Source organism: Pseudomonas sp. ARP3 (genome assembly GCF_001029595.1).
GTDB lineage: Bacteria > Pseudomonadota > Gammaproteobacteria > Pseudomonadales > Pseudomonadaceae > Aquipseudomonas > Aquipseudomonas rhodesiae.
Window position 1 is genome coordinate 1 of the sequence record NZ_LEKF01000017.1, and the last position, 23,033, is coordinate 23,033.

The window sequence follows — 23,033 nt, forward strand, 5'->3', positions numbered from 1 at the left end:
ATCAGCGAATTCCATCAGGGACAGAGGCACCGCCTCACTTAAAGTCCGGATGTATGGCTGCAACCTTATCCCGTCTGTGTTTTCACGAATTGAGTGCTTGGCATACTGGGGGCGTCCATGTATGAGCGGGCTTGCCCCGCGCTGGGCTGCGAAGCGGCCCCAAACCCAGGGACCTCGATGTGTCAGGTGAAATTTACATCGCCTGGAGTGGGGCCGCTTCGCGCCCCAGCGCGGGGCAAGCCCGCTCACTACAAGAACGTCACTTTCTGTTTACAGCGAAGATGTGTAGATGTCTCTGCCCAATACCTCTGCGTCCGATAGGGGTGCATCAGCCAGTCCCCCTCCCACATTTGGTTTTCCATTTCTCGCGATTAATCCGCCGTTAACCCGTCTCTGTTTAAACCACTGCCTGTGTGTAAACTCGCGCCTACAGGCACAACCAAACAAAGGGAAACGGAGATGAGTGACGAATTGCGTTTAGGCAGGGAGCGGCGCTTTCTGGTGTTGCTGGGCATCATCTGCCTGGCGTTGATCGGCGGGGCCTTGTACATGCAGGTGGTGTTGGGCGAAGCGCCTTGCCCACTGTGCATCTTGCAGCGTTATGCCTTGTTGTTGATTGCCATCTTCGCCTTTATCGGCGCCGCCATGCCCCGCAAAGGCGCCCTCACGTTTTTCGAAGGCTTGGTGATCCTCAGCGCCCTCGGCGGGGTCGCAGCGGCGGGCCATCATGTGTATACCCAGTTCTTTCCCCAGGTCAGTTGCGGCGTCGATGTGCTGCAGCCCATCGTCGATGACCTGCCGCTGGCCAAGGTCTTCCCGCTGGGCTTTCAGGTCGATGGTTTCTGCAGCACGCCTTACCCACCGATCCTTGGGCTGTCCCTGGCGCAATGGGCGCTGGTGGCTTTTGTGCTGACCGTGATCCTGGTGCCGCTGGGCATTTACCGCAATCGCCGTCACACGGCCTGAGCCCCTACACGAAAACGCCCCGGTTCCTCCGCTGGAGGGCCGGGGCGTTTTCGCAGGTAGGCTTTTATGAACAGAGCATGACGTCGGACAATTTCCGCTGCGCGCGGTGTGCGACATGTTGTCACACGGAAGCTGTCGCAGGACATTTCTGACCCCCCGCAACCCCGCTTAAATTTGCACCGAACGGTCAAATTGTGCTGTCACTTCATCGTCTGGCCTATGTCAGGAACTACGCGCCGTCCGCGCCATTCGATGATGTCCGAATGCCTTGTTTTATGGGGACTTGGATGGCTTTGGCAAGCCCTTACAGAGGGTAAGGGATGTGGCGGATTGCCCTATAACACGGCAATTTTTGTGGTTTTTGTTGAGAATCGAACACGATAAGATCCCCGACCTTTGCAATTTTGGTGAAGGATTATTGCTGCTTTCGATAAAAATTATTTCTTTATAAGACATGGTTTATACATCGCTAGCTAACTACAATCGCCCGCACTGAATGTCCGGTGCTGTTCAATATTTGAGCATTGGAGCGGTCGAGGGGCAGATGGATGGCTCTGTGCGACCCCAGGTTCCGGCAGCCTTTCAACTATCCGCACCAAATGGAATTGGTCTGTAACAAGGCCTTTAACCACGAAATCGAATAAGAACTCACCGCAGGCTCGTAAATCGTCCATTCATGGCGTGCGAGCAGGCTCTTATTCAATCGAAGAGAAATGCCAACCCTTGGCAGGGTGAAGTGTTGGCGATCAAAACCCAACTGCATTGCGCAAGCTGCTTTAGAGGTCGTGAGATGAGTAAAAACAGGTACCCCCGATTACTAGGCTTTTTGCCGCTGCTTGGCATGATGTTAATGCTGGGAGGCTGCAAGTGGACCTTGCTCGACCCAAAAGGACAGGTCGGTCTGGATGAACGAAACCTGATCATCACCGCCACCCTGCTGATGCTGCTGGTCGTGGTCCCTGTGATCATCATGACCTTCGCCTTCGCCTGGAAATACCGCGCGTCGAACACCAGCGCCACCTACGCGCCGAAGTGGTCGCACTCCACCAAGATCGAAATCGCGGTGTGGCTGGTTCCGATCCTCATCATCATTGCCCTGGGTTATGTGACCTACAAGTCCACCCACGCGCTGGACCCGTACCGTCCGCTGGAATCGGACGCCAAGCCGATCAATATCGAAGTGGTCGCGCTGGACTGGAAGTGGCTGTTCATCTACCCGGACCTGGGTATCGCCACGGTTAACCAGATCCGCTTCCCGGAGCACACTCCGCTGAACTTCAAGATCACCTCCGACGCCGTGATGAACTCGTTCTTCATCCCAGCCCTGGGCGGCCAGATCTACGCGATGGCAGGCATGCAGACCAAGCTGCACCTGATCGCCAACCAGAAAGCTGAAATGGAAGGCATCTCCGCCAACTACAGCGGCGCGGGCTTCACCGGCATGAAATTCAAAGCGATCTCGACGAGCCAGGAAGACTTCAACGCCTGGGTAGCCGAAGTCAAGGCCGCACCTAAACAGCTTGATCAAGCTGAATACGACGCCCTGGCCAAACCTAGCCAGAACAACCCTGTCGCGCTGTACTCCTCGTACGAGCCGAACCTGTTTCAGAAAATCGTCGACAAGTACGAAGGTATGAAGCCAGGCAAGCCGGTCAAGCACGAGAAGAAAGAAGTGGCCGCGGTTGAAGGTTCTGAGACGGGCGCGCATTCAACTGCTGGGGCAGAGGAGTAAACGATGTTTGGTAAATTAAGTTGGGATGCGGTCCCGTTCCACGAGCCGATCGTGATGGTGACCATCGCCATGATCGCGCTGGGTGGTCTGGCACTGTTCGCGGGTATCACTTACTTCAAGAAGTGGACCTACCTGTGGACCGAGTGGCTGACTTCGGTCGATCACAAGAAAATCGGCGTGATGTACATCATCGTCGCCATGGTCATGCTGCTGCGCGGTTTTGCCGACGCCATCATGATGCGTACCCAGTTGGCCATGGCCACCGAGGGTTCGCCTGGCTACCTGCCACCTGAACACTATGACCAGATCTTCACCGCTCACGGTGTGATCATGATCATCTTCATGGCGATGCCATTCTTCACCGGCCTGATGAACCTGGCAGTGCCGCTGCAGATCGGCGCGCGTGACGTGGCCTATCCGTTCCTGAACTCCCTGAGCTTCTGGCTGCTGGTTTCCGGCGTGGTGCTGATCAACGTATCCCTGGGCGTCGGCGAATTCGCCAAGACCGGTTGGGTTGCGTATCCGCCGCTGTCGGGCATTCAGTACAGCCCTGGCGTGGGGGTGGACTACTACATCTGGGCGCTACAGCTATCAGGGCTAGGGACGACGCTGACGGGGGTCAACTTCCTGGCCACCGTCCTGAAAATGCGCGCCCCTGGCATGAAACTGATGGACATGCCGATCTTCACCTGGACCTGCACCTGGGCAAACGTCCTGATCGTGGCTTCGTTCCCGATCCTGGCCGCAACCATGGCGCTGCTGTCGCTTGACCGTTACCTGGATTTCCACATTTTCACCAACGAACTTGGTGGCAATCCAATGATGTACGTGAACCTGTTCTGGGCATGGGGTCACCCTGAGGTGTACATCCTGATCCTGCCAGCGTTCGGTATCTTCTCCGAAGTGATCTCGACCTTTACCGGCAAGCGCCTGTTCGGTCACCACTCGATGGTTTACGCATCGGGCGCAATTTCCGTACTGGGCTTCATGGTGTGGCTGCACCACTTCTTCACCATGGGTTCGGGGGCCAGCGTCAACGCCTTCTTCGGTTTGGCGACCATGCTGATTTCCATCCCGACGGGGGTGAAGCTATTCAACTGGCTGTTCACCATCTACCACGGCCGTTTGCGCATCACCAGCCAGGTGCTGTGGACCCTGGGCTTTATGGTGACCTTCGCCATCGGCGGCATGACCGGCGTACTGCTGGCCATCCCGGGTGCTGACTTCGTGCTGCACAACAGCCTGTTCGTGATCGCGCACTTCCACAACGTGATCATCGGTGGTGCGGTATTCGGTTACATCGCCGGTTTCAGCTTCTACTTCCCGAAAGCGTTCGGCTTCAAGCTGCACGAAGGTTGGGGCAAGGCTGCGTTCTGGTTCTGGATCTCGGGCTTCTTCGTCGCGTTCATGCCGCTCTATGCACTGGGCTTCATGGGCATGACCCGTCGTCTGAACGCCACCACCAACCCTGAGTGGGTGCCGTACCTGTACGTCGCCATGTTCGGTGCGGTGATGATTGCGGTGGGTATCGCCTGCCAGCTGATCCAGCTGTATGTCAGCGTGCGTGATCGCAAGCAGAACATGTGCGAATCCGGCGACCCATGGAACGGCCACACCCTGGAATGGTCGACTTCGTCGCCACCACCGTTCTACAACTTCGCCGTGATCCCGACTGCGAACACGATCGATGCGTTCACCGAAGCCAAGGAAGACGGTACTGCGTACCAGAAGCCTAAACACTACGAACCGATCCACATGCCAAGCAACACCGCCACTGGCGTGGTGATGGGTGCGCTGTTGACCGTGTTCGGTTTCGCGATGATCTGGCACATCTGGTGGCTGGCGATCGTGAGCCTGGTGGGTACCATCGGTTACTTCATCGTCCACGCCGCACGTGATGATCAAGGCTACATGGTGCCGGTCGAAACGATCGAACGCATCGAAGCCGAGCAGCACGCTCGCCTGGTCGCCGAGAAGAAAATCCCGGCCAACCGTGTAGAAACCTCGTTGGAACAGGCTTAAACCATGTCGAACTTAGTGACCAATGCTGGACACGCCCATGTCGATGACCATGGGCACGATGACCATCACCACGACTCGGGGCCAATGACCGTCTTCGGTTTCTGGCTCTACCTGATGACCGACTGCATCTTGTTTGCGTCGATCTTCGCGGTGTACGCGGTACTGGTAAACAACGTAGCGGGTGGCCCGTCGGGCCACGACATCTTCGAACTGCCTTACGTGCTCGGCGAAACCGCCTTGCTGTTGTTCAGTTCGATCACCTACGGCTTCGCCATGTTGGCCTTCTACAAGGGCAACAAGAAAGGCGTGCTGAGCTGGTTGGCGCTGACCTTCCTGTTCGGCCTGGGCTTTATCGGCATGGAGATCAACGAGTTCCACCTGCTGATCTCCGAAGGCTACGGCCCGCACCGTTCCGGTTTCCTGTCGGCGTTCTTCACGCTGGTCGGCACCCACGGTCTGCACGTCTCGGCCGGTCTGCTGTGGATGGCGGTGATGATGTATCAGGTCAATAAGCACGGCCTGACCAACACCAACAAGACCCGCCTGAGCTGCCTGAGCCTGTTCTGGCACTTCCTGGACGTGGTCTGGATCTGCGTATTCACCGTTGTCTACCTGATGGGGACTCTGTAATGGCTAATGCACACTCCCATGACAGCCACGATGCAAGCCACGGCAGCGTCAAGTCTTACGCTATCGGCTTCATCCTGTCGGTCATCCTGACCCTGATCCCGTTCGGCCTGGTGATGTACCCGACCCTGCCGAAGTCGATCACCTTGATGATCGTCCTGGCGTTCGCAGTGATTCAGGTACTGGTTCACCTGGTGTACTTCCTGCACCTGGACCGCTCCGAGGCCCAGCGCGAGAACGTGATTGCGTTCGTGTTCGCCGGCCTGGTGATCGTTCTGCTGGTTGGTCTGTCGCTGTGGATCATGTTCAGCATCCACACCTACATGATGGCGAAGTGAGGTAAGACCCGATGTCGCTTAAGCACTTTATCCAAATCACCAAACCGGGGATCATTTTCGGTAACGTGCTTTCTGTGGCGGGCGGTTTCTTCCTGGCCTCCAAGGGACATGTCGATCTGGCCATCTTCCTGGCTGCAATGATCGGCACATCCCTGGTGGTAGCTTCCGGTTGTGTCTTCAACAACTGCATCGACCGTGACATCGATATCAAGATGGAACGCACCAAGAACCGTGTGCTGGTGCAGGGCCTTATCTCCCTGAAACTGGCACTGGTCTACGCGACCGTCCTGGGTGTTGCCGGTGTGGCCCTGTTGTACAAGGTGGCCAACCCGTTGGCGGCGTTGTTTGCCGTGATCGGTTTTGTCATCTACGTCGGCCTCTACAGCCTGTACCTCAAGCGCAAGTCGGTTCACGGCACGCTGGTGGGCAGTCTGTCGGGGGCGATGCCGCCGGTGATTGGTTATGTGGCTGTGACCAATAGCTTCGACATGGCCGCGCTGACGCTGCTGGTGATGTTCAGCCTGTGGCAGATGCCGCATTCCTACGCCATCGCGATTTTCCGCTTCAATGACTACCTGGCTGCGTCGATTCCGGTTTTGCCGGTAAAACGTGGCATCCAGGTGGCCAAGAAACACATCCTGCTCTACATCCTGGCCTTCCTTGTGGCGACCTTGATGTTGACCTTCAGCGGCTACGCCGGCATGAGCTACCTCGCCGTCGCGGCCGCCATGGGCATGTACTGGTTGTACATGGCCTGGACCGGCTACAAGGCGGTGGACGACACCGTCTGGGCGCGCAAGCTGTTCGTGTTCTCGATCTTCACCATCACCGCGCTGAGCGTGATGATGTCCCTGGATTTCCAAGTACCGAAAGAGCTGTTGCTGACCTACGCCCACTGAGTGGTCCGAGCAGTAAAAGGCCCCGCCTTCGCAAGAAGCGCGGGGTTTTTTATGGCATGGCCTCTAAACTATCCCCCATTCCACGCATCCAGGAAGCACAGCGATGAGTAAAAAAGCCGTAATGGTGTTCAGTGGCGGGCAGGACTCGACGACCTGCCTGATCCAGGCACTGGCGTTGTATGACGAAGTGCACTGCATCACGTTCGATTATGGCCAGCGCCATGTGGCGGAAATCGAAGTGGCCCGCCAGCTAGCCAAGCAACTGGGCGCCACGGTGCACAAAGTGATGGATGTGTCCCTGCTCAACGAGTTGGCCATCAGTAGTCTTACCCGCGACAACATCCCCGTGCCCACCGTGAACAGTTCCGGCGAAAGCCTGCCGAGCACCTTTGTACCGGGGCGCAATATCCTGTTCCTGACCCTGGCGGCGATCTACGCGTACCAGGTCAAGGCCGAGACGGTCATTACTGGCGTGTGCGAAACCGACTTCTCGGGCTACCCCGACTGCCGCGATGAGTTCGTCAAAGCCCTGAACCAGGCGCTCAAGCTGGGCATGGAGTACGACGTACGGCTGGATACGCCGCTGATGTGGCTGAACAAGGCCGAGACCTGGGCCCTGGCCGATTACCACCATCAGTTGGACCTGGTGCGCGAACACACCTTGACCTGCTACAACGGCGTGATCGGCACCGGCTGCGGCGAATGCGACGCCTGCAACCTGCGCGCTCGCGGCCTGAACGAATACCTGCAGAACAAGGCGCAGGTCATGCACAGCCTCAAGCATAAGTTGCAGCTCAACTAGGGCTATTCGGCCTTAGCGTGGGGGAGGGTGCGCAATGCTCCTCCCCACTGCGACCCTGTTCCTGCTCTGCGGTGATGTGGGTTTTTCTCGGGCGTCAGGTTAAATCTGCCCACGCTTATCTCGTCATACCCCTCTGTACGCACTGTGCGAATCCATCACCCGCCTACAAGGAGTAGTCACCATGGTCAGCGTGAGTCGTCGGTCCCTTCTCGCCTTCAGCGCCGCCTTGCCTTTGCTGGGGCGCTTGGACTGGGCGGTCGCGGCGACTCCGCCGGCCAAGGCCGACAAGGTCCGTCTCAACTACAACGAAAGCCCCTACGGTCCAGCCCTGGCAGCCCGTGAAGCGATGCAGCGCGGCATCGCCACTGCCGGGCGCTACCCGTACAACCACATGTATGCATTGGCCGCATTGTTCGCTCAGCAACAGGGCATTGCCGAAGAACAGGTGGCGGTGTTTTCAGGCTCCATGGCGGCGTTGCGTTATGCGGTGCTGGCGTTCACCAGCGATACCCGTGGCCTGGTAATGGCCACGCCATCCTACGAAGTACCGCGCCAGGCCGCCGAAGCGCACAAGGCGCCGGTGCATGAAGTGAACCTCGACGCCCACCACGCCCACGATATCCCCGCCATGCTCGCCGCCGCCCCACAGGCCGGCATGCTCTACCTGTGCAACCCCAACAACCCCACCGGCACCCTGACTCCCACCCAGGCCATTCGCGACGCACTGGCGAACAAGCCCAAGGGCAGCGTGCTGGTGGTGGACGAGGCTTACATCGACTTCGCCGACGCCCCGAGCGTGGTCAGTTGGGTCAAGGACCACGACGACCTGCTGGTGCTGCGCACCTTCTCGAAAATCTACGGCATGGCGGGCGCACGCCTGGGCCTGGCCATCGGCCACCCGACGTTGCTGGAGCGGCTGGCGGTGTTTGGCGGCGACAATGTGCCGGCGGGCTCGTCGTTGCTCGGCGGCCTTGCCAGCCTGGAGGACGTCAAACTGCTGCCCCAGCGTAAAGCCCTCAATGCCCAGTTACGCGATGAAACCCTGGCCTGGCTCAAGGGCCGTGGTTTCGCTTGCACCGCTTCCCACAGCAATTGCTTCATGATCGACGTCAAGCAGCCCGCGCAGCAGGTCATCGAAAAGCTCGCCGCCGAAGGCGTATTGATCGGCCGGGTGTGGCAGAACTGGCCGCAGTGGGTAAGGCTGACAGTGGGGAACAAGCAGGAGATGGCGCGCTTTCGTGAGGTGTTTGCCGCGCGGGTTTAGCGCAGGACTCCATGAGGGAAGGGCGACGCTCCTCCCTCAATGAAGTCCCAAGTATTATTGCTGCGCGATGCTGTACCCATCAAATGCGGTTTTCTGTTGCAAGGCATTCACCACGTTCTTGCGGTTGACCGGCAACTCGGCGCCGTTGTTGTCGGTGAACGACTCACGTTCCAGCTCGGCGTCATCCCCTTCGCCCACAAAGCTGAACCCTAGAAACTCGAACGCTTCACGGTCCACGTTCAGCTTGGAGCGTGGCGTGCGCAGCGGCAGGGTGACGCTGATGCCGTCCTTGCTGATCACGAACACTTCGGCGTCTTTCTTGGCGCGTGCCGCCTTGCCCTTGCCGGCGCTCGGGTTGCTGATGGCTTGATGGGTCTGGTTCAGCACCTTGAGGGCCAGGCCGTAGACCAGTTCCTGAAACTCGGGGTCGTCCTTGAAGCTGGACAGGATGCGGCTGATGGAGAACTTGCTGCTCAAGTCTTCCAGGGCCAGGTTGTCGGCGGCTTCGGCGTCCTTGAGTTGCTTGAGCTGGCCCATCAGGTCGTAGGCCTTGTCGTCGTCGAACGCATCGTGGGCCTGGCGGATGGCGACGCGCAGTTCGCGGATCTGGTCGCTCTCCTTGGAAGTGTGAAATGCGTCCAGCACCATCTCGCTGATGGTCTTGGCCGCTGGCACATGCTGTGAAAGATTGATGGCGTTTTCGTATTCAGCTTTGGAGGCCAAGGCGACGACGGATTCTGCGGTGTAGGAATCGGACATTAATAGTTCACTACTTCAATAAACGGAGACAAAAAAGCGTCGCGCATTTTCAAGGGGCAGGTCAGTCAGGTCAAGGCGGCACACTGCCTTCGGCGTTCCGCTGATCCATATCAAAAGGCCATGCCGGAGAGTGGTTTACAACAACCTTGGGGCTGATTGCGCCCCCGACTATTTGCCTGAGAACGCATAAAAACAATTGCAGACCTGCGCCGAGGAGACCGCTCCACGCCAGGTTCTTAAAGGACTATTGCGATGATGTTTGCCCTCTTACGCGTCAGCTTCGTGGGGATGCTGATGTGCCTGTCCCTCTCGCTGCACGCCAGCACGCCCGACACCCCTCTGCTCGAACGCGGCCACTACGTCGCCCAACTCGGCGACTGCATTGCCTGTCACACCGCCAAGCCAGGCGCGCTGATGGCCGGCGGCCTGGCGTTGAGTACGCCGATGGGGACGATCTACTCCAGCAATATCACGCCCGATGCCGAGACAGGCATCGGGCGCTACACCTTCGAGCAGTTCGACCGCGTCATGCGCGAAGGCGTTACCCCCAGTGGTATGAACTTGTACCCGGCGATGCCGTATCCGTCCTACGCGAAGATCAGCGAAGAGGACATGCGCGCGTTGTACGCCTACCTGATGCAGGGCGTGCCGGCGGTCCGCCAGGACAACCTGCCGGCGGACATGGGCTTTCCGTTCAATCAGCGCTGGGGCTTGGCATTGTGGAATTTCGCCTTTCTCGACAAGCAACCCTTCCAACCCGATCCGGGCCGCGACGCGGGGCTCAACCGTGGCGCCTACTTGGTTCAGGGCCTGGGGCATTGCGGCTCGTGCCATACCCCGAGGGGTATCGCTTTCCAGGAAAAAGCCATGAGCGATACCGAGCGCGGCGGCCAGCACTACCTGGCGGGGGAAACCGTCGAGCATTGGCGCGCCTTGAGCCTGCGCAACCTGTGGACCGTTGACGACACCGTGCAACTGCTCAAGACCGGGCAAAACCGTTTTGCCACAGTGTCGGGCAACATGGCCGATGTGATCCATCACAGCACCCAGCATTTCAGTGATGACGACCTGATTGCCATCGCCCGTTACTTAAAATCCCTGCCGGCGGGCCAGGAGGATCTGCCGATGCCTGCCGTGGCCAAAGCCCCGGCTGCCGTGCCTGACGACCTGTTCAGCAGTCGTGGCGGCCTGGGCTACACGCAGTTCTGCAGCGACTGCCACCGCAGTGACGGTGCCGGCGTGAAGGGCCTGTTCCCGCCGTTGGCCGGCAATCCGAGCGTGGTCGCCGCTAACCCAACGTCTCTTTTGCATATCACCCTCACCGGCTGGGCAACCGCGCAAACCGCCACCCATCCGCGGGTCTACACCATGCCTGGGTTCGCGCGGCTGGCCGACCAGGAGATCGCCGAGATCCTCAGTTTTGTGCGCACCCACTGGGGCAACCAGGGCACGCCGGTCAGCCCCGCGCAGGTGAAAACCCTGCGCGAGCAGCTCAACCCGGCCAGCAGCGACATGTCCGCGTTCCAAACTCCGCGTCTGGCCGAGTTGCTGGCCGCGCCGAATGCCGACCAGGTGCTGCGTGGCATGCGGTTGCATCTGCAGACCAAGGCGCTGCTGCCGGACAATGTCGGCAACGCGCTGAACTGCACCAGTTGCCATCTCAATGCAGGCACTGTGGCCGATGGATCGCCGTTCGTAGGGGTGTCGGCGTTTTTCCCCGGTTATGCCCCGCGTGCCGGCAAGGTGATCACGTTGGAGGAGCGCATCAACGGCTGTTTCCGCCGGTCCATGAACGGCAAGCCGCTGGCGCCGCAATCGGCGGATATGCAGGCGATGGTGGCGTATTTCGACTGGATGAAAAACAACACCCGCCCGCAGGACAAAGTCGCCGGGCGCGGCGTGGGTAAGGTCGACCCAACGCTCAAACCCGACCTTGCCAATGGCAAAGCGGTGTACGCCAAGCAATGCGCGGTGTGCCATGGCGACAATGGCCAGGGCCTGACCCGCGCCGACGGTGAATGGATCTACCCGCCGCTGTGGGGTGAGCAGTCGTTCAATATCGGTGCGGGCATGGCGCGCACCTACACAGCCGCCGCGTTCGTCCAACGCAATATGCCGATTGGCTTCCACGAGCGCTTCCCGCTGGGGCAGGGTGGCTTGACGGAACAGGAAGCGGTGGACGTCGCGGCGTACTTTTCCGGGCAGCCGCGTCCGGACTTCCCGGACAAGGTCAAAGACTGGCCGAACGGCGGCAAACCGATGGATGCGCGCTACTGATCCAGGCGCTTGAAGCAGGCTTCAAGGATATCCAGCCCTTCCTCCAGCACCGCCGGCTCTGTGGTCAGCGGTGCCAGCAGCCGGATGATGTGCCGCGCCTTGCCGCTGGGCATCAGCAGCAACCCGGCGTCCCGCGCCAGGCCGAGCAGTTGCGTCAATTGCCGGGGCGCCGGCGTGCCGTCGGCGTTGGCCAGTTCGATGCCGCGCATGGCGCCGACGCCGGTCAGGCGCCCGAGGTAGGGCGACAGCGCTTGGTCGCGCCAGGTCGCGTACCTGCGGACAATTGCGGCTTCCTGCTGTGCGCCCCACGCGTGCAAGTTTGCGTCCGTCATCACCTCCAGGGTGGCCAGCGCCGCCGCGCAGGCGATAGGGTTGCCGGAGTACGTACCGCCCAGGCCGCCTTTGGGCAAGTTGTCCATCAGGTTTTTGCGCCCGACCACCGCCCCCAGCGGTACACCGCCGGCAATGCTTTTGCCCAGCAGGATCAGGTCCGGCTCAATGCCCAGGCGCGAAAACGCGAAGCGTTGACCGGTACGGCCGAAGCCCGATTGGATTTCGTCGGCAATCAGCAGGATCTGTTTCTCGTCGCAGAAACGCCGCAGCGCCTGGGCAAATTCGACGTCCAGGGCCAGGAAGCCGCCTTCGCCCTGCACCGGTTCGATGATGAAACAGGCGACGTCTTCCACATCGATTTCCACGCTGAACAAACGCTCCATGGCCTTCAGTGCATCGGCGCAGGTCACGCCGTTGTCGGCGCTGGGGTACGGCAGGTGATACACCGGGCCGGGCAGTACGCCGACCTTTTGCTTGTAGGGCGCGACCTTGCCGTTAAGGTTCAAGGTGGCCAGGGTGCGGCCATGGAAGGCACCGTCAAAGGCGATCACCGCAGTGCGGCCGGTGGCGCCGCGCACGATCTTCAAAGCGTTTTCCGCCGCTTCCGCGCCGCTATTGGTAAGCATGCCGCTGACCGGGTAGCTCACAGGGATAAAATCACTCAGGCGTGCCATCAGCTCGATGTAGGGCGCGTGCGGCGCGGCGTTGAAGGCATAGTGCGTGAGCCGAGTAGCCTGCTCGCGAATCGCCTCGACTACCTGCGGGTGGCAATGGCCGAGGTTGAGCACACCGATGCCGCCGACGAAGTCGATATAGCGCTTGCCTGTGGTATCCCACACTTCGGCGTTCTTGCCGTGGCTGAGGCTGATGGGGTGGACGATGGAAATCGACTGGCTGACGGTGGCGTGGCTCATGAATCCGGGACTCGGCAGTGGCGGGGCGTTTTTTATCTAAGCCGCCCGCCGGGGCCTGTCGCAAACGAAATAAAGTCTTTGGGTCATTCCAAATCGGAAGGAGCTACTGCCGAAGGGGGGGCGGACAAACCGGTCGACACTGCTCAAGTGCGCGCCGCTGCGCTGACGCCTCCGGTTATTCTGACACCCCGGCCTTGCCCGCGGCCTTGGCGCGATACAACGCTTGATCGGCGCGCTCCATTAGGGCGGCGGGGGATTCATCCGCGTGGCGCTCGGCCACGCCCAGGCTCAGGGTGATGGGGAAGTCGCCGGGTGCCTGGATGGTGCGTATCTTGCGGCAGATCTGCTCGGCCAACGCCTTGGCCGTTTCCAGGGTGCTTTCGGGCAGGATCACCATGAATTCATCGCCACCCCAGCGTGCCAGCAGATCACACGGGCGAATGCAGCTCTCCAGGCACTCCACCACCCGCACCAGGGTCTGGTCGCCAGCGCCGTGACCATAGCGGTCGTTGATGGGCTTGAAGTCATCGATGTCCATGGCGATCAGGGCCAGCGGCAGGCGGAAGCGCTGGGCACGTTCGCACGCTTGCAGCAGGGTTTTTTCCAGGCGATAGCGGTTGGCAACCAGGGTCAAGGCGTCCCGCTCGGCCAAGGCGCGGTTTTCGTCCAACTGCAATTTGAGTTGCTGGTTGACCCGTGCCAGTTCACGGGTGCGTTCGGCCACCAGCGCTTCCAGCGACTGGTTGCGTTGTTCGAGTTGGGCGACTGAATATTTGCGCGCTTGAATGTCGCGATGGGCGCCGACCATGCGCGCCACCGAACCGTCGGGGTTACGCGCGATCACGTAGCCGCGGTCCTCGATCCATAGGTAGCTGCCATCTTTTTTTCGGCAACGGTATTCGGTTTGGTAGTGCGGCGCGCGGCGGTTGATGTAGTCATCGAACAGCGCCATCACCTGGGGGTAGTCCTCCGGATGAATGATGTTTTCCCAGGTGAACAGCGTGTTCTCCAGCGCATGCCGCGGGTAGCCCAGCATTTCGTACCAGCCCGGATTGCGGTAGACGAACCCGGTGTTGGCGTTCCAGTCCCAAATGCCGTCGCTGACCAGCTCCAGGATGGTGTGCAGCATGTCGGCGTTGAGGTGCGAGAAATCCTGCTTCGCCGGGTTGCTGCCTGAGGTATCGCCCATTGCTTTTGCTCCTTGCATGCGCGCTGTGTGCGCCGCCGCGCGCTATGGCGTGGGCGCAACCATCCGTGTGCGAGCCTTCCCATTCGCATTGTGTTGGTAGATTGCGTCCGGTTGACCTTGTTCGTTGAAAAACACCTGACCGATGCCCGCCGAGTTCCATAACCGTTCGCCGGCCTCGGCATGTTCCGGAACATGCGGTACGACCTGCATGGTGCGACGGCGTGTGAACCAGTTGAGCGGCGAACGGGGTGAGTATAGCCAGCGGTTGAGACGGTCGAACCATTCCAGCAGGCGCCGGGGAAATTCGTTCTTGATGCCGCTGCTGGTGATCTGCCAGATCCGGGGGCCGGCATTGCGGTGGCGGATCAGCACGGCATAGACGAACGAGTAATGCACGTCACCGGAGAGAATCACGTAGTTACCCGGCGTACGCGAGTGGCGGAAAATATTGAGGATCACCTGGGCGGCGCCCCGGTGGGCCATCCAGTTTTCCGCGTCCACCAGCAGCGGGTGGCCGCACCAGCTGAAGACCTTCTGCACTGTCTCGATCAGCTTGACGCCGAAGATCGGCGCGGGAGAGACGATGATCGCCGACGGGTGGTCCAGCAGTTCCTGTTGCAGCTCGCTCAAGGCTTCCCAGTCCAGCAGGCCGGAGGGTTGCTTGAGGGTGAACTCACTGCGCCAGCGCCGGGTGCGGGTGTCGAGCACCACCAGGGCGGGCGTGCTGGGCAGCACGTAATGCCATTGTTGAAATTTGAGCAACGTGGCCAGCAAGGCATCCTGGGCGGCGGCGTCGAGATGGTTGTCGGGGACGTGAGCGGTCAGCGCCTGGATGGGCGGCAACAGTTCGACGAAGGCATCCGGGTGGTTGCCCCAACCCTGGCACAGCAGATAGGCGAGCAGGGCATTGCCGATGATGCGTTTGGAAAACGGGTGGCCGTAGGCGGTTTCTTCCCATTGGGCGCTGAGGTTCCAATCGTCGGTGATGTCGTGATCGTCAAAGATCATCAGGGTGGACAGGTGCGCGAAGACTCGCGCTACGCCGGGCAGGCCGTCGCGAAAGCGCTCGATCTGCACGTGCTCGCGCGCATAGCGCGCCGATTCGTCCGGGCTAAGTGGCGGCGCTTGGGTTTCGATCAAGGTCCAGGGCATGGGGGACCATACCAGCAGGTACATCGCCATGACTTCGGCAAAGGTGACCAGATGGTTGTCGGCGGTACTGCTGGTGAAAATCGGCTTTTTCACGCCGCCGAAGAAGCGCTCGCGCAGGGTCTGATTGCTGTCCAGCGCCGGCAGCAGGTCCGCGCGATGGTAATAGCTGGCGCGGTGCCCGTAGAGGCTGGCGCTGTCGTCCACCACGGCACCCTCCAGATGTTCGTCGAACAGGCCCAGGCGCGCGATCAGTGCGTGGATCGCCCTAAGCATCGGCCCGGCCACATCGTCGGCGTAAACCTGGTCGCCGCTCATCATCAGCAAGGCCGGACGCTCATCGAGCGTGTGCGCATCGGCGAGCAGGCGATCGACGCAGAGCAGGCCGTCTTCGGCGGCGTGGTGAGGTTTGCGGCAGGAACCGTGCACGAGCTGGTGGATGCGACTGTGCAGGACAAAATGTGGTGATGGCGCGTCGGCATACAGCAGATGCGCCGCCCAATGGGCGATACCGAGGCCGTCGATCAGCAGGTCGTAGTGGATGACCTCGTCCTGAGGCAGCGCTTCGTCCAGCGGCACATCGATCAGGTGCACAAAGGCCTGGCGGCCTATGGGAATGACTTGGCACTGGCCTTGATCCAGCGGGATGTGCAGCGTGTGTCCGGCCCATTGCAGCTTCAAGGTCAGGTCCAGGGGACGACTGCCAGTCAGCCACAGCACCAGGCGCCTGGGTTCGAGACGTCGTAGCAAAGGGCCGGCAAGTACGGCGGGCAGGTTGTCGGGGTGCAGCATGCAGGGATGGGCTCCGGCCAGGCTAGAACCGGCAAGGTTAGCGCAATGAATGTCAGTGTTTTGTTAAGGCATGGGGTGTACGAAGGGCAGCGGGCTGCCCTCCGTAGGCCGCTCTAGAGCAGGTTGCCCTTGCCGAGGCTGTCCAGGCTGCCGCTGCCTCGGCGCCGGTTGTGACGTGGGGCGTTATCGGTTTGCTGGGTCTCAAGCGGGAGTGAGTGGCTGTCCAGGCTGCGCTTGTTGCGTTGCAGGGCTACATCATCGTGTTGTGGGGTGGGGAGTTGCAGATGGCCTAGGAACGGACTGATAGCTCCAAGCATAAAAATATCCTTCTGTAAGTTAGATGGGCTCCGCGTCTGCGAAGCCGGGCCAAACTTATAGAGGCGCGAGGTGCTGGAGCTATAAACACCTCATGGCAACGTGTAACGGCAATGGCGGTTTAGGCCCATCGAGCCCTACAGCCGGACCGATCAGGTATGGGCATCCTGCATCACCTTCGGCACTGTGAATCGGAACTCACTGCCACGGCCCACTTCACTTTCAGCCACGATCTTGCCGCCGTGGGCCTGCACGATGCCTTGGGTGATATACAGCCCCAGCCCGCTGCCGGTGGGATTGTTTTCGGTCTGTGTCCAGTAGCGGTCGAACACATACGGCAACAGCTCTGGGGCAATACCTTCGCCGGAGTCGCGCACCGAAAACACAATTTCCTCGCCGTTGCTCATGGCACTGATGCCGATATTGCCCTGGCGCGGGGTGAACTTGATGGCGTTGCCGATCAGGTTCGACAGCACTTGGAACAAGCGCTCAGGGTCGCCTTTAATCTGCAGGCCAGGTTCGGCGTTGAACGACAGGTCGATGCCTTTTTCCATCGCCAACGGTGCCAGCAAGGAGTACGCCTCCTCGAACATCTGGTTCACATCCAGCGCCACGGGCTTGACCACATAGCGGCCGGCCTCGATTTTCGACGTGTCGAGCAGGTCTTCCAGCAGCACATTCATGCGCCCGGCGGCTTGTTGCATGGTGTCGATGGCCGAGGAAATACGGCGCGAGGTGTGTGGGCCTTCGGAGCTGAAGGCTTTTTGCATCATGCCGCAGAGCATCGAGATGACAGTCATCGGGTTGCGCAGGTCGTGGGACACCACCGCCACCAGGTCATCACGGGCGCGCACGGCCTGTTGCTCGCGTTCGACCTGGCGGGCCAGGTCGTTTTCCAGCGCGGAGCGGCGCAGGTCGTTGGCGGCGAACAGGTCGCCGTGGCTCCACTTGGTGGAGATGCCGGCCATTTCCACTTTCCAGATTTCAAACGACGTGCGTGGGCGCAGGCGCATACCAGCGTCGGAATTTTCCAGGTCCAGCGGTTTTTTCGGGTCGCCGCTCCAATTGATATTCTCTTTGACCTCGGGGCGGAACCACAGCACACCGTTGTCCACCGGCTTGGGCAGGCTCATGGCCAATACGCCGCTGGCCACTTGCTGAAACTCTGCCGCCGGTGGGTAAACCGAGGCCAGGTTATGGCTGGCGAACACCGGTTCGCCACTGGCTTGCAGCCACTTGTGCAACGCCCGGATCTGCGCCGGTTCCGGGCAGTTGCCGTAGCGGTGCAGTTGTTTGTCTTCGATGATCGCCACGCCGCCGGCCAGGGTCAGGTCCATGAGCAAGCGCGGTTGCTTGGCCAGGCCGTCGAACACGTTGTGGTCCGAGGCTTTCATGGCTTTGTCCAGTTGGGCCAAGGCTTCGACTTTTTCTTCGCGCTGGTGACTCAGGTCCAGAGCCTCCATGGCGCTGATCTGCAGCGAGAGTACCTGGCCGATGGTCTGGCAGGCGGTACGCAGTTCGTTCGGTACCAGCAGCGGGGTGCGGTTGCCGCAACTGATCAGGCCCCAGAGTTTGTCGCCTTTCATCAGCGAAATGCTCATGGACGACAACACGCCCATGTTCTGCATGTACTGGCAATGAATCGGCGACACACTGCGCAGCGTCGCAAAACTCAGGTCCAGCGGTTCGCCGGTATCTGGGCGCAATTTGGGCACCAGCGGCACCGGCGTGTAATCGGCGTTCGGGATAATCCGCAGCCAGTTGGTGCGGTACAGCTCGCGAGCCTGTTCGGGGATGTCAGACGCAGGGAAGAACAGCCCGTTGAACAATTCCATGGACGGAGCGGATGCTTCGGCAATCACCTGACCATGGCCTTCTTCTTCGAAGCGGTAGATGAGCACCCGGTCGTAACCGGTCATGGCCTGGATTTCCGTGACGCTGATGTCGTACAGCGCCGCCAGGGTTTTTGCCGACTGCAAGCGGCGCAGCATCTTGCCCAGATCACTGGTGCGACCGTTCAGGGCCCGTGGTTGAAAATCCTTGAGGTGGGGTTCGAATTCCAGCACCAGCACATTTTGGTGGCGGTGCAACAAACCTTCGAACTCAGCGCCGTTGAGCGTCACGTGCAGCGGCGGCGCATCGGTAAAGGTGTTGAGTTCGGCCATGGCCTGCACGGCCTGGGCGTGTTCGGTGCCGATCAGGCTGTGCAGCGGCTGGCCCAACAGCGCCTCGGGCGTGCGGTTGAACAGCGTAGCGACGTTGGCGCTCACTTGGATGATCTTCAGGTCTGGCTCGGACAGCGTCAGCAGCACACCGTGAGGCTGAATCGCCCCAGGAAAGCGAATGGGTTCGTCGGCGCAGTTGGCAAGCAGCTGTTCAAAATCTTGGGGTTTCATAGCAGTACCTCCTGGCTGTCGAGCCATCGCTCAAAGCCGCTGAATGTCGAACGGGCGGCATGTACCGCGCGCTGTTGGGCTTCGGCGTCCAGCGCCTGAATACCCAGATAATCGAGAAAGTCTTTCCAGCGCCGGCCCGTCTCAGGGCCATACACATCAAGAAACGCGCCACCGTTGGTGGCATCGATGCCAAAGCGCTGGGCCATTTCCCGGCGCAGCACCTGGCCGCCCAACGTTGCGCCTTCGAGCACATACAACACACCGAGGCACGCCGCAGGGGTGTCGAGGCGCGGCAGGGCGGTGCAGTGGGGCAGGGCGTTGATAGCGGCGTCATCCAGGCCAAGACCGTGCAGGTCGCTGACCAATGTTGGCGTTTTCACACGCAGGGCAGTATCGAATCCCGCCGGGATCAGCCCACTGGCATACAGCGCCGCTTCAATGGGGGCGTAAAACCCGTGGTAGGCCTGCAGCAGGCGCCGGTAGCCGTCGGCATCCAGGCGCTCGGAAAAAAATGGCAGACGCTTTTCCAGCGCAACGTGCAACAGGCTGGTGCCTGTGCGTAACGCGTCAAGCAATGAGGGCGCACCAACGTCATGGGCCTTTGAAAGCATGCAAATAGCTCGAGCTGTGGGCCTGCCGGCCATGAATGACGCGTGGAAATGGGCGACGATTCTACACAACTCATGGCCATTGACTGTACGCACAAGGCGAAAAGCCTGACCAGCGGATCAGAAAAGTCGCTCCTTGCCTTATGACTGACCTTACAAAGTACCGTGAAGTTCGGTTGAGGTGATATTGCGGCGCTATCAGTGCAGAGACGAACCTTGCTGGGTCAACGCTGTTTGCACGCATTCGATCAGATGCTCAGTGCTCCATGGCTTGGGCAGGAAACGCACGGAACCGCCGAGTTCTTCAGCCATTTTTGTATTGCCCGAGGTCAGCAGCACCCGCACTGATGGCCAGCGATGGGCAACCACGCGGCTCAAGTCATAACCATTGAGCAGGCCAGGCATTTGTATGTCGCTGACAATCAGGTCCACGGGGTCGTCCTCGCGTTCCAGGTAAATCATCCCTTCATCCGCTGAGGGAAACGACGTCACAATCGCGCCGAAATCCTCCAGTACATCCACCATCAACGCTCGAATAATTTCGTCGTCTTCCAATACCAAAATCGATGGCTGAGCCATGATCCTTACTCCACCATCAGGGTTCAGTTAGGTGGAGTGGAACGCAGTGGCATAGGTTCGATTGGATGTGTCCCAGGCGATGGGTGGTCGTTCAGGGTGTCTAGGTTGCGTGTTTGCACCGATGGTATTGCAGGCGGCGGTGATCCGGATGGAGATGCCAGGCATAATTCCCGCAACCGCCGATGTGGAGTCGCCGATGAAGTACGCCTTACTGACCCTCGCTCTGATTCTCAACACCGCCCCAGCCTTCGCCGCCGGCGATGCCGAAGCCGGCGGTAAGCTCTTCACCAAGACCTGCGGCGGCTGCCACAGCATCGGCGAAGGCGCGCGCGGCGGTTTCGGCCCGCAACTCAACGGCATCATCGACCGCCCCGCCGGCACCACCGAGGACTACCAGTATTCCGACGCGATGAAAAACTCCGGCGTGGTCTGGACCCGCGAAAAACTCGCCGCGTACATCGAAGACCCCAAGAAGGTAGTGAGCGGCACGCGAATGATCTTCTGGGGTATCAGCGATCAGGAGAAGATTGAAAATATCCTGGCGTATCTTGAGACGTTCCCGTCCAAGTAAGCACTCCTTCGCCAGGCGATACTTTTGGCCGATTGATCAAGTCAGCAAATGCTTGGAAATCAGCCGCGAGATTTCCACAATCGAGGTCTTCCCAGTGAACTCGAATTTCACTTTGCCCAGGGATGAAAAGTAAATCTCCAACTCCGAATCCAGGTCGAAGGTCCCGGACGTTTCCACCGAATACGCCACGATGTTTTTGTACGGCAGTGATGTGAAGTCCTTCTTACTGCCGGTGATGCCTTGCACGTTCACCGCGATGATGCGTTTGGTGGTGAATACCACGCCGTCGCGCATGGCCTTGTAGGCATCCACCACTTCTTCGCCATCGAGCAGCAGGGCCGAGACGCGTTCGGCGTATTCATTGTTTTGTTTGAGTTTGAAGAAGCCTTTGTTGTTGAAGTCGATCATGTAACGGTCCTTGTGGTCGGTCTGTGACGCCGCATAAGTTGACACTCATCGCGGTCAGGCGCGTTCCTTCAATGGAAGGTGTCACTGGATAGCTTTGAGGTAATGCTTGAGTGCGTCGAGCGGGGCATCGAGTTCCTCCAGCGTAGAGGCTTTTCGAGTGTCGGCGGCCAGTCTCTCCAACTCACGCCCCAACACCGTCTCCGTTCCGCCCAACGCCTGCAGCGCCTGCATCACGCATTCATCTAGCTTACGTTGAATCAGGCGCAAGTCCCCTTGGCGCACCAGCAATCCAAACACTTCACGCTCATACGCGGCCATCGCCGGGTCGTCGCGCAATACCGGGCTGCCGCCGTCGGTTTCATGCACCAGTTTGAGTGCGAAGAGCGCAACAGCTTCCAGCGTCAATTCCATGGTGGGGCTTCCTCGGTGTGCGGGCGGAGCGCGATGATCACTGTTCTGCGGCTGAAAAAAAAGACCTCAAACGCTTGCACCTCAAGCGCTCCGCGGAACGATATTAATTAGCCATGTTCCAACCCGCCGTGCCCAGCTCGCGCAGCCAGCCAGTGGACCGGTGCGATGTTGAATCGGCACGTTTGACTCACTTACAGGGACGCAAGTACTTATGCAGCCATCCTCCACACCTGATTCATCCGCCACCGGCGAGCTGATCGCGAGCTTTCGCCATGGCAAAGGTTTTCTCATTTTCAGCCTGATACTCGGCGTAGCGTTATTGGCGCTCGCGGGATTTGTGCTGTACCTGGGTACGATCCTGCCGCCGGGTAATGAAGGACCTATCGGTGTCACAACGTCCCGGGGCATGACGATCAACTTCAGCAGCGGGCAGTCGCTGATCAATCTCACCAGTGGCTTTCTGGCCATTCTTGGGCTGTGTGTATTCGGCCTTTACGCCTGGCATAAGAAATTGCGCAGTACCGCTTACGATGTGTACGAGCATGGCATCGCACGCATCAACCAAGGCCAGCGCGACTACACCCCGTTTATCGAGATCCAGGACTTGTATCTGTTCAGCTCCGGGCAAACGGTGATGACAGGCTTGATCACCAACCTGGCCTACCGTCGCACGGCCGCCGAGCCGTTTCATCGCGTGATTGAAAGCCTTAAGGGTTTTCAAAAATTCCAGCAATTGGTGCGCGAACTGCACGTCCGCGCGCGCATGCCGGGAGTGCTCAGTGTGCTGGAGTCGGGCGGGGCGGTGACGTTCAATTGCATCAGCTCCGGCCAAGTGTGGGGCAAGCGCATGAGCGGTAATTTCCTCAAGATCACCACGGCGCCCATCCTGGTGAGCGCTCAGTGCCTGGAATACCAGGGCCGTAAGGTGCCGATGTCGTCATTGCGCAGCGTCGACCTCAACGCCTGGAGCGAAAAAGTGGTGATCAAAGACGACAGCGGCCAACCGGTCCTGTCGACCATCGCCACCGGCATCCTGAGCCACGACCTGTTCCTGCATACGCTGGACACAGTGCTCACGGCTCAAACCCAAACGCGCGAGCTGGCGTGAACCGCTCGCGTAATCGTTGATTGTGCATAAAGGGATTAAACGATGATCTATCGCGGCGCAGGCTGGCTGACGCTGTTCACACCGGTGGCCATGATTTTGTTGCTGATGGTGTTGTGGCCCGACCCCAGCGTCAAGCCGGGCAACACCTCGTTGACGCAACTGCTGATGGGCGTGGGGATCGGCTCGGCCATCAACACGGTGCTGGGTTTTGTGCTGAATAGGGAAGTGCATGAAGATGGCGTGCGCCACCATTTCTTTTTCTTGCCCATGCAATGGCCGGCACTGGCGATCACACTGGTGTGCGTGGTGATTGCGCTGTTCAAGTAAAACTACCCGCCGGGCTTAACGGGTACGCTGTTGAGTGCTTGCTCGTAAGCCTCGCGTAGGCGCTGGAAGGCGACGGGGTCGTCATCCGGGCGCGTTAGCTTGGGTAACTTGGCGTATTGGCGTTTGAGGGTGCGCTCGTCAGCCGTGGCTGAAAGGTCGAGGGTTTTCCAGCAGTCGGCGGAGGCATTCATGCTCAGTGCCCGCCGGGCTTCGTCCATGCGTTCGTAAATGGATGGCACGTCAGGCG

General features: G+C 59.8%; 22 protein-coding genes and 2 pseudogenes. 12 read left to right on the top strand and 12 right to left on the bottom strand.

Annotated features, from left to right (window positions below; genetic code table 11):
* The first annotated feature begins 459 nt into the window (after positions 1 to 459).
* Positions 460 to 966: a disulfide bond formation protein B gene (locus ABX75_RS18605; protein ID WP_034100508.1), complete on the top strand. Its 507-nt coding sequence runs from the start codon at positions 460 to 462 to the stop codon at positions 964 to 966.
* A 473-nt stretch (positions 967 to 1,439) separates the two neighbouring features.
* Here ABX75_RS18605 and ABX75_RS30065 read toward each other — a convergent pair.
* Positions 1,440 to 1,729 (bottom strand): annotated as a pseudogene (locus ABX75_RS30065) (hypothetical protein).
* A 27-nt stretch (positions 1,730 to 1,756) separates the two neighbouring features.
* Here ABX75_RS30065 and cyoA point away from each other — a divergent pair.
* From cyoA to ABX75_RS18640, 7 genes are all read left to right on the top strand, one after another.
* Positions 1,757 to 2,698 carry a ubiquinol oxidase subunit II gene (cyoA, locus tag ABX75_RS18610; RefSeq protein ID WP_034100506.1) on the top strand — a complete coding sequence of 314 codons (942 nt, stop codon included), beginning with the start codon at positions 1,757 to 1,759 and terminating at the stop codon, positions 2,696 to 2,698.
* 3 nt (positions 2,699 to 2,701) lie between these two features.
* Positions 2,702 to 4,720 (top strand): cytochrome o ubiquinol oxidase subunit I, encoded by a 2,019-nt coding sequence (gene cyoB, locus ABX75_RS18615; protein ID WP_034100504.1) that lies wholly within the window; start codon positions 2,702 to 2,704, stop codon positions 4,718 to 4,720.
* Between the two features lie 3 nt (positions 4,721 to 4,723).
* Positions 4,724 to 5,350 (top strand): cytochrome o ubiquinol oxidase subunit III, encoded by a 627-nt coding sequence (locus ABX75_RS18620; RefSeq protein ID WP_024077337.1) that lies wholly within the window; start codon positions 4,724 to 4,726, stop codon positions 5,348 to 5,350.
* The gene (cyoD, locus tag ABX75_RS18625) at positions 5,350 to 5,685 is read left to right on the top strand and encodes a cytochrome o ubiquinol oxidase subunit IV (RefSeq protein ID WP_003176003.1); all 336 of its coding nucleotides are present in this window, start codon (positions 5,350 to 5,352) and stop codon (positions 5,683 to 5,685) included. The genes ABX75_RS18620 and cyoD overlap by 1 nt, the downstream gene beginning before the upstream one ends.
* An 11-nt stretch (positions 5,686 to 5,696) precedes the next feature.
* Positions 5,697 to 6,584, top strand: coding sequence for a heme o synthase (gene cyoE / locus ABX75_RS18630; RefSeq protein WP_034100500.1), 888 nt, complete (start codon positions 5,697 to 5,699; stop codon positions 6,582 to 6,584).
* Between the two features lie 103 nt (positions 6,585 to 6,687).
* Entirely contained in the window at positions 6,688 to 7,386 is a 699-nt protein-coding gene (gene queC, locus ABX75_RS18635; protein ID WP_034100498.1) for a 7-cyano-7-deazaguanine synthase QueC, read from the top strand.
* Between the two features lie 181 nt (positions 7,387 to 7,567).
* A complete protein-coding gene (locus ABX75_RS18640; RefSeq protein WP_047882442.1) occupies positions 7,568 to 8,650 on the top strand; it encodes a pyridoxal phosphate-dependent aminotransferase in 1,083 nt (360 codons plus the stop codon).
* A gap of 54 nt (positions 8,651 to 8,704) precedes the next feature.
* Here the strand turns inward: ABX75_RS18640 and ABX75_RS18645 are convergent, their stop codons facing one another.
* Positions 8,705 to 9,409: a hypothetical protein gene (locus ABX75_RS18645; protein ID WP_034100494.1), complete on the bottom strand. Its 705-nt coding sequence runs from the start codon at positions 9,407 to 9,409 to the stop codon at positions 8,705 to 8,707.
* A 252-nt stretch (positions 9,410 to 9,661) separates the two neighbouring features.
* Here ABX75_RS18645 and ABX75_RS18650 point away from each other — a divergent pair, with 252 nt between their 5' ends.
* On the top strand, positions 9,662 to 11,686 hold the full coding sequence (locus ABX75_RS18650; protein ID WP_047882443.1) for a c-type cytochrome: 2,025 nt from the start codon (positions 9,662 to 9,664) through the stop codon (positions 11,684 to 11,686).
* On the opposite strand, the gene ABX75_RS18655 is transcribed toward ABX75_RS18650, so the two are convergent.
* From ABX75_RS18655 to ABX75_RS18685, 7 genes are all read right to left on the bottom strand, one after another.
* Positions 11,680 to 12,933 (bottom strand): aspartate aminotransferase family protein, encoded by a 1,254-nt coding sequence (locus ABX75_RS18655; RefSeq protein WP_047882444.1) that lies wholly within the window; start codon positions 12,931 to 12,933, stop codon positions 11,680 to 11,682. The genes ABX75_RS18650 and ABX75_RS18655 overlap by 7 nt on opposite strands.
* A 175-nt stretch (positions 12,934 to 13,108) precedes the next feature.
* A complete protein-coding gene (locus tag ABX75_RS18660; RefSeq protein WP_034100488.1) occupies positions 13,109 to 14,122 on the bottom strand; it encodes a sensor domain-containing diguanylate cyclase in 1,014 nt (337 codons plus the stop codon).
* A 42-nt stretch (positions 14,123 to 14,164) separates the two neighbouring features.
* Positions 14,165 to 16,063, bottom strand: a complete 1,899-nt coding sequence (locus tag ABX75_RS18665; protein WP_047882445.1) for an isoleucyl-tRNA synthetase — start codon at positions 16,061 to 16,063, stop codon at positions 14,165 to 14,167.
* A 113-nt stretch (positions 16,064 to 16,176) separates the two neighbouring features.
* Entirely contained in the window at positions 16,177 to 16,380 is a 204-nt protein-coding gene (locus ABX75_RS18670; protein ID WP_034115046.1) for a hypothetical protein, read from the bottom strand.
* Between the two features lie 150 nt (positions 16,381 to 16,530).
* Entirely contained in the window at positions 16,531 to 18,774 is a 2,244-nt protein-coding gene (locus tag ABX75_RS18675; protein WP_047882446.1) for an ATP-binding protein, read from the bottom strand.
* Positions 18,771 to 19,385 (bottom strand): biliverdin-producing heme oxygenase, encoded by a 615-nt coding sequence (locus tag ABX75_RS18680; RefSeq protein ID WP_034115044.1) that lies wholly within the window; start codon positions 19,383 to 19,385, stop codon positions 18,771 to 18,773. Before ABX75_RS18680 ends, ABX75_RS18675 begins: the two co-directional genes overlap by 4 nt.
* 195 nt (positions 19,386 to 19,580) lie before the next feature.
* The gene (locus ABX75_RS18685) at positions 19,581 to 19,961 is read right to left on the bottom strand and encodes a response regulator (protein ID WP_034100478.1); all 381 of its coding nucleotides are present in this window, start codon (positions 19,959 to 19,961) and stop codon (positions 19,581 to 19,583) included.
* 196 nt (positions 19,962 to 20,157) lie between these two features.
* Between ABX75_RS18685 and ABX75_RS18690 the strand changes: the two genes are divergently transcribed.
* Entirely contained in the window at positions 20,158 to 20,532 is a 375-nt protein-coding gene (locus ABX75_RS18690) for a cytochrome c family protein (RefSeq protein WP_034100476.1), read from the top strand.
* A 36-nt stretch (positions 20,533 to 20,568) separates the two neighbouring features.
* Here the strand turns inward: ABX75_RS18690 and ABX75_RS18695 are convergent, their stop codons facing one another.
* The gene (locus tag ABX75_RS18695; RefSeq protein ID WP_015885780.1) at positions 20,569 to 20,940 is read right to left on the bottom strand and encodes a PH domain-containing protein; all 372 of its coding nucleotides are present in this window, start codon (positions 20,938 to 20,940) and stop codon (positions 20,569 to 20,571) included.
* Between the two features lie 81 nt (positions 20,941 to 21,021).
* The gene (locus ABX75_RS18700; RefSeq protein WP_034100472.1) at positions 21,022 to 21,351 is read right to left on the bottom strand and encodes a hypothetical protein; all 330 of its coding nucleotides are present in this window, start codon (positions 21,349 to 21,351) and stop codon (positions 21,022 to 21,024) included.
* 211 nt (positions 21,352 to 21,562) lie between these two features.
* Here ABX75_RS18700 and ABX75_RS18705 point away from each other — a divergent pair, with 211 nt between their 5' ends.
* Both ABX75_RS18705 and ABX75_RS18710 read left to right on the top strand, forming a co-directional pair.
* The gene (locus tag ABX75_RS18705) at positions 21,563 to 22,459 is read left to right on the top strand and encodes a hypothetical protein (RefSeq protein ID WP_034115042.1); all 897 of its coding nucleotides are present in this window, start codon (positions 21,563 to 21,565) and stop codon (positions 22,457 to 22,459) included.
* Positions 22,460 to 22,501: 42 nt separating this feature from the next.
* A complete protein-coding gene (locus tag ABX75_RS18710; protein ID WP_034115041.1) occupies positions 22,502 to 22,786 on the top strand; it encodes a hypothetical protein in 285 nt (94 codons plus the stop codon).
* A gap of 29 nt (positions 22,787 to 22,815) precedes the next feature.
* Here ABX75_RS18710 and ABX75_RS18715 read toward each other — a convergent pair.
* A pseudogene (locus tag ABX75_RS18715) lies at positions 22,816 to 22,977 on the bottom strand (J domain-containing protein); the annotation flags it as partial.
* Between the last annotated feature and the right edge of the window lie 56 nt (positions 22,978 to 23,033).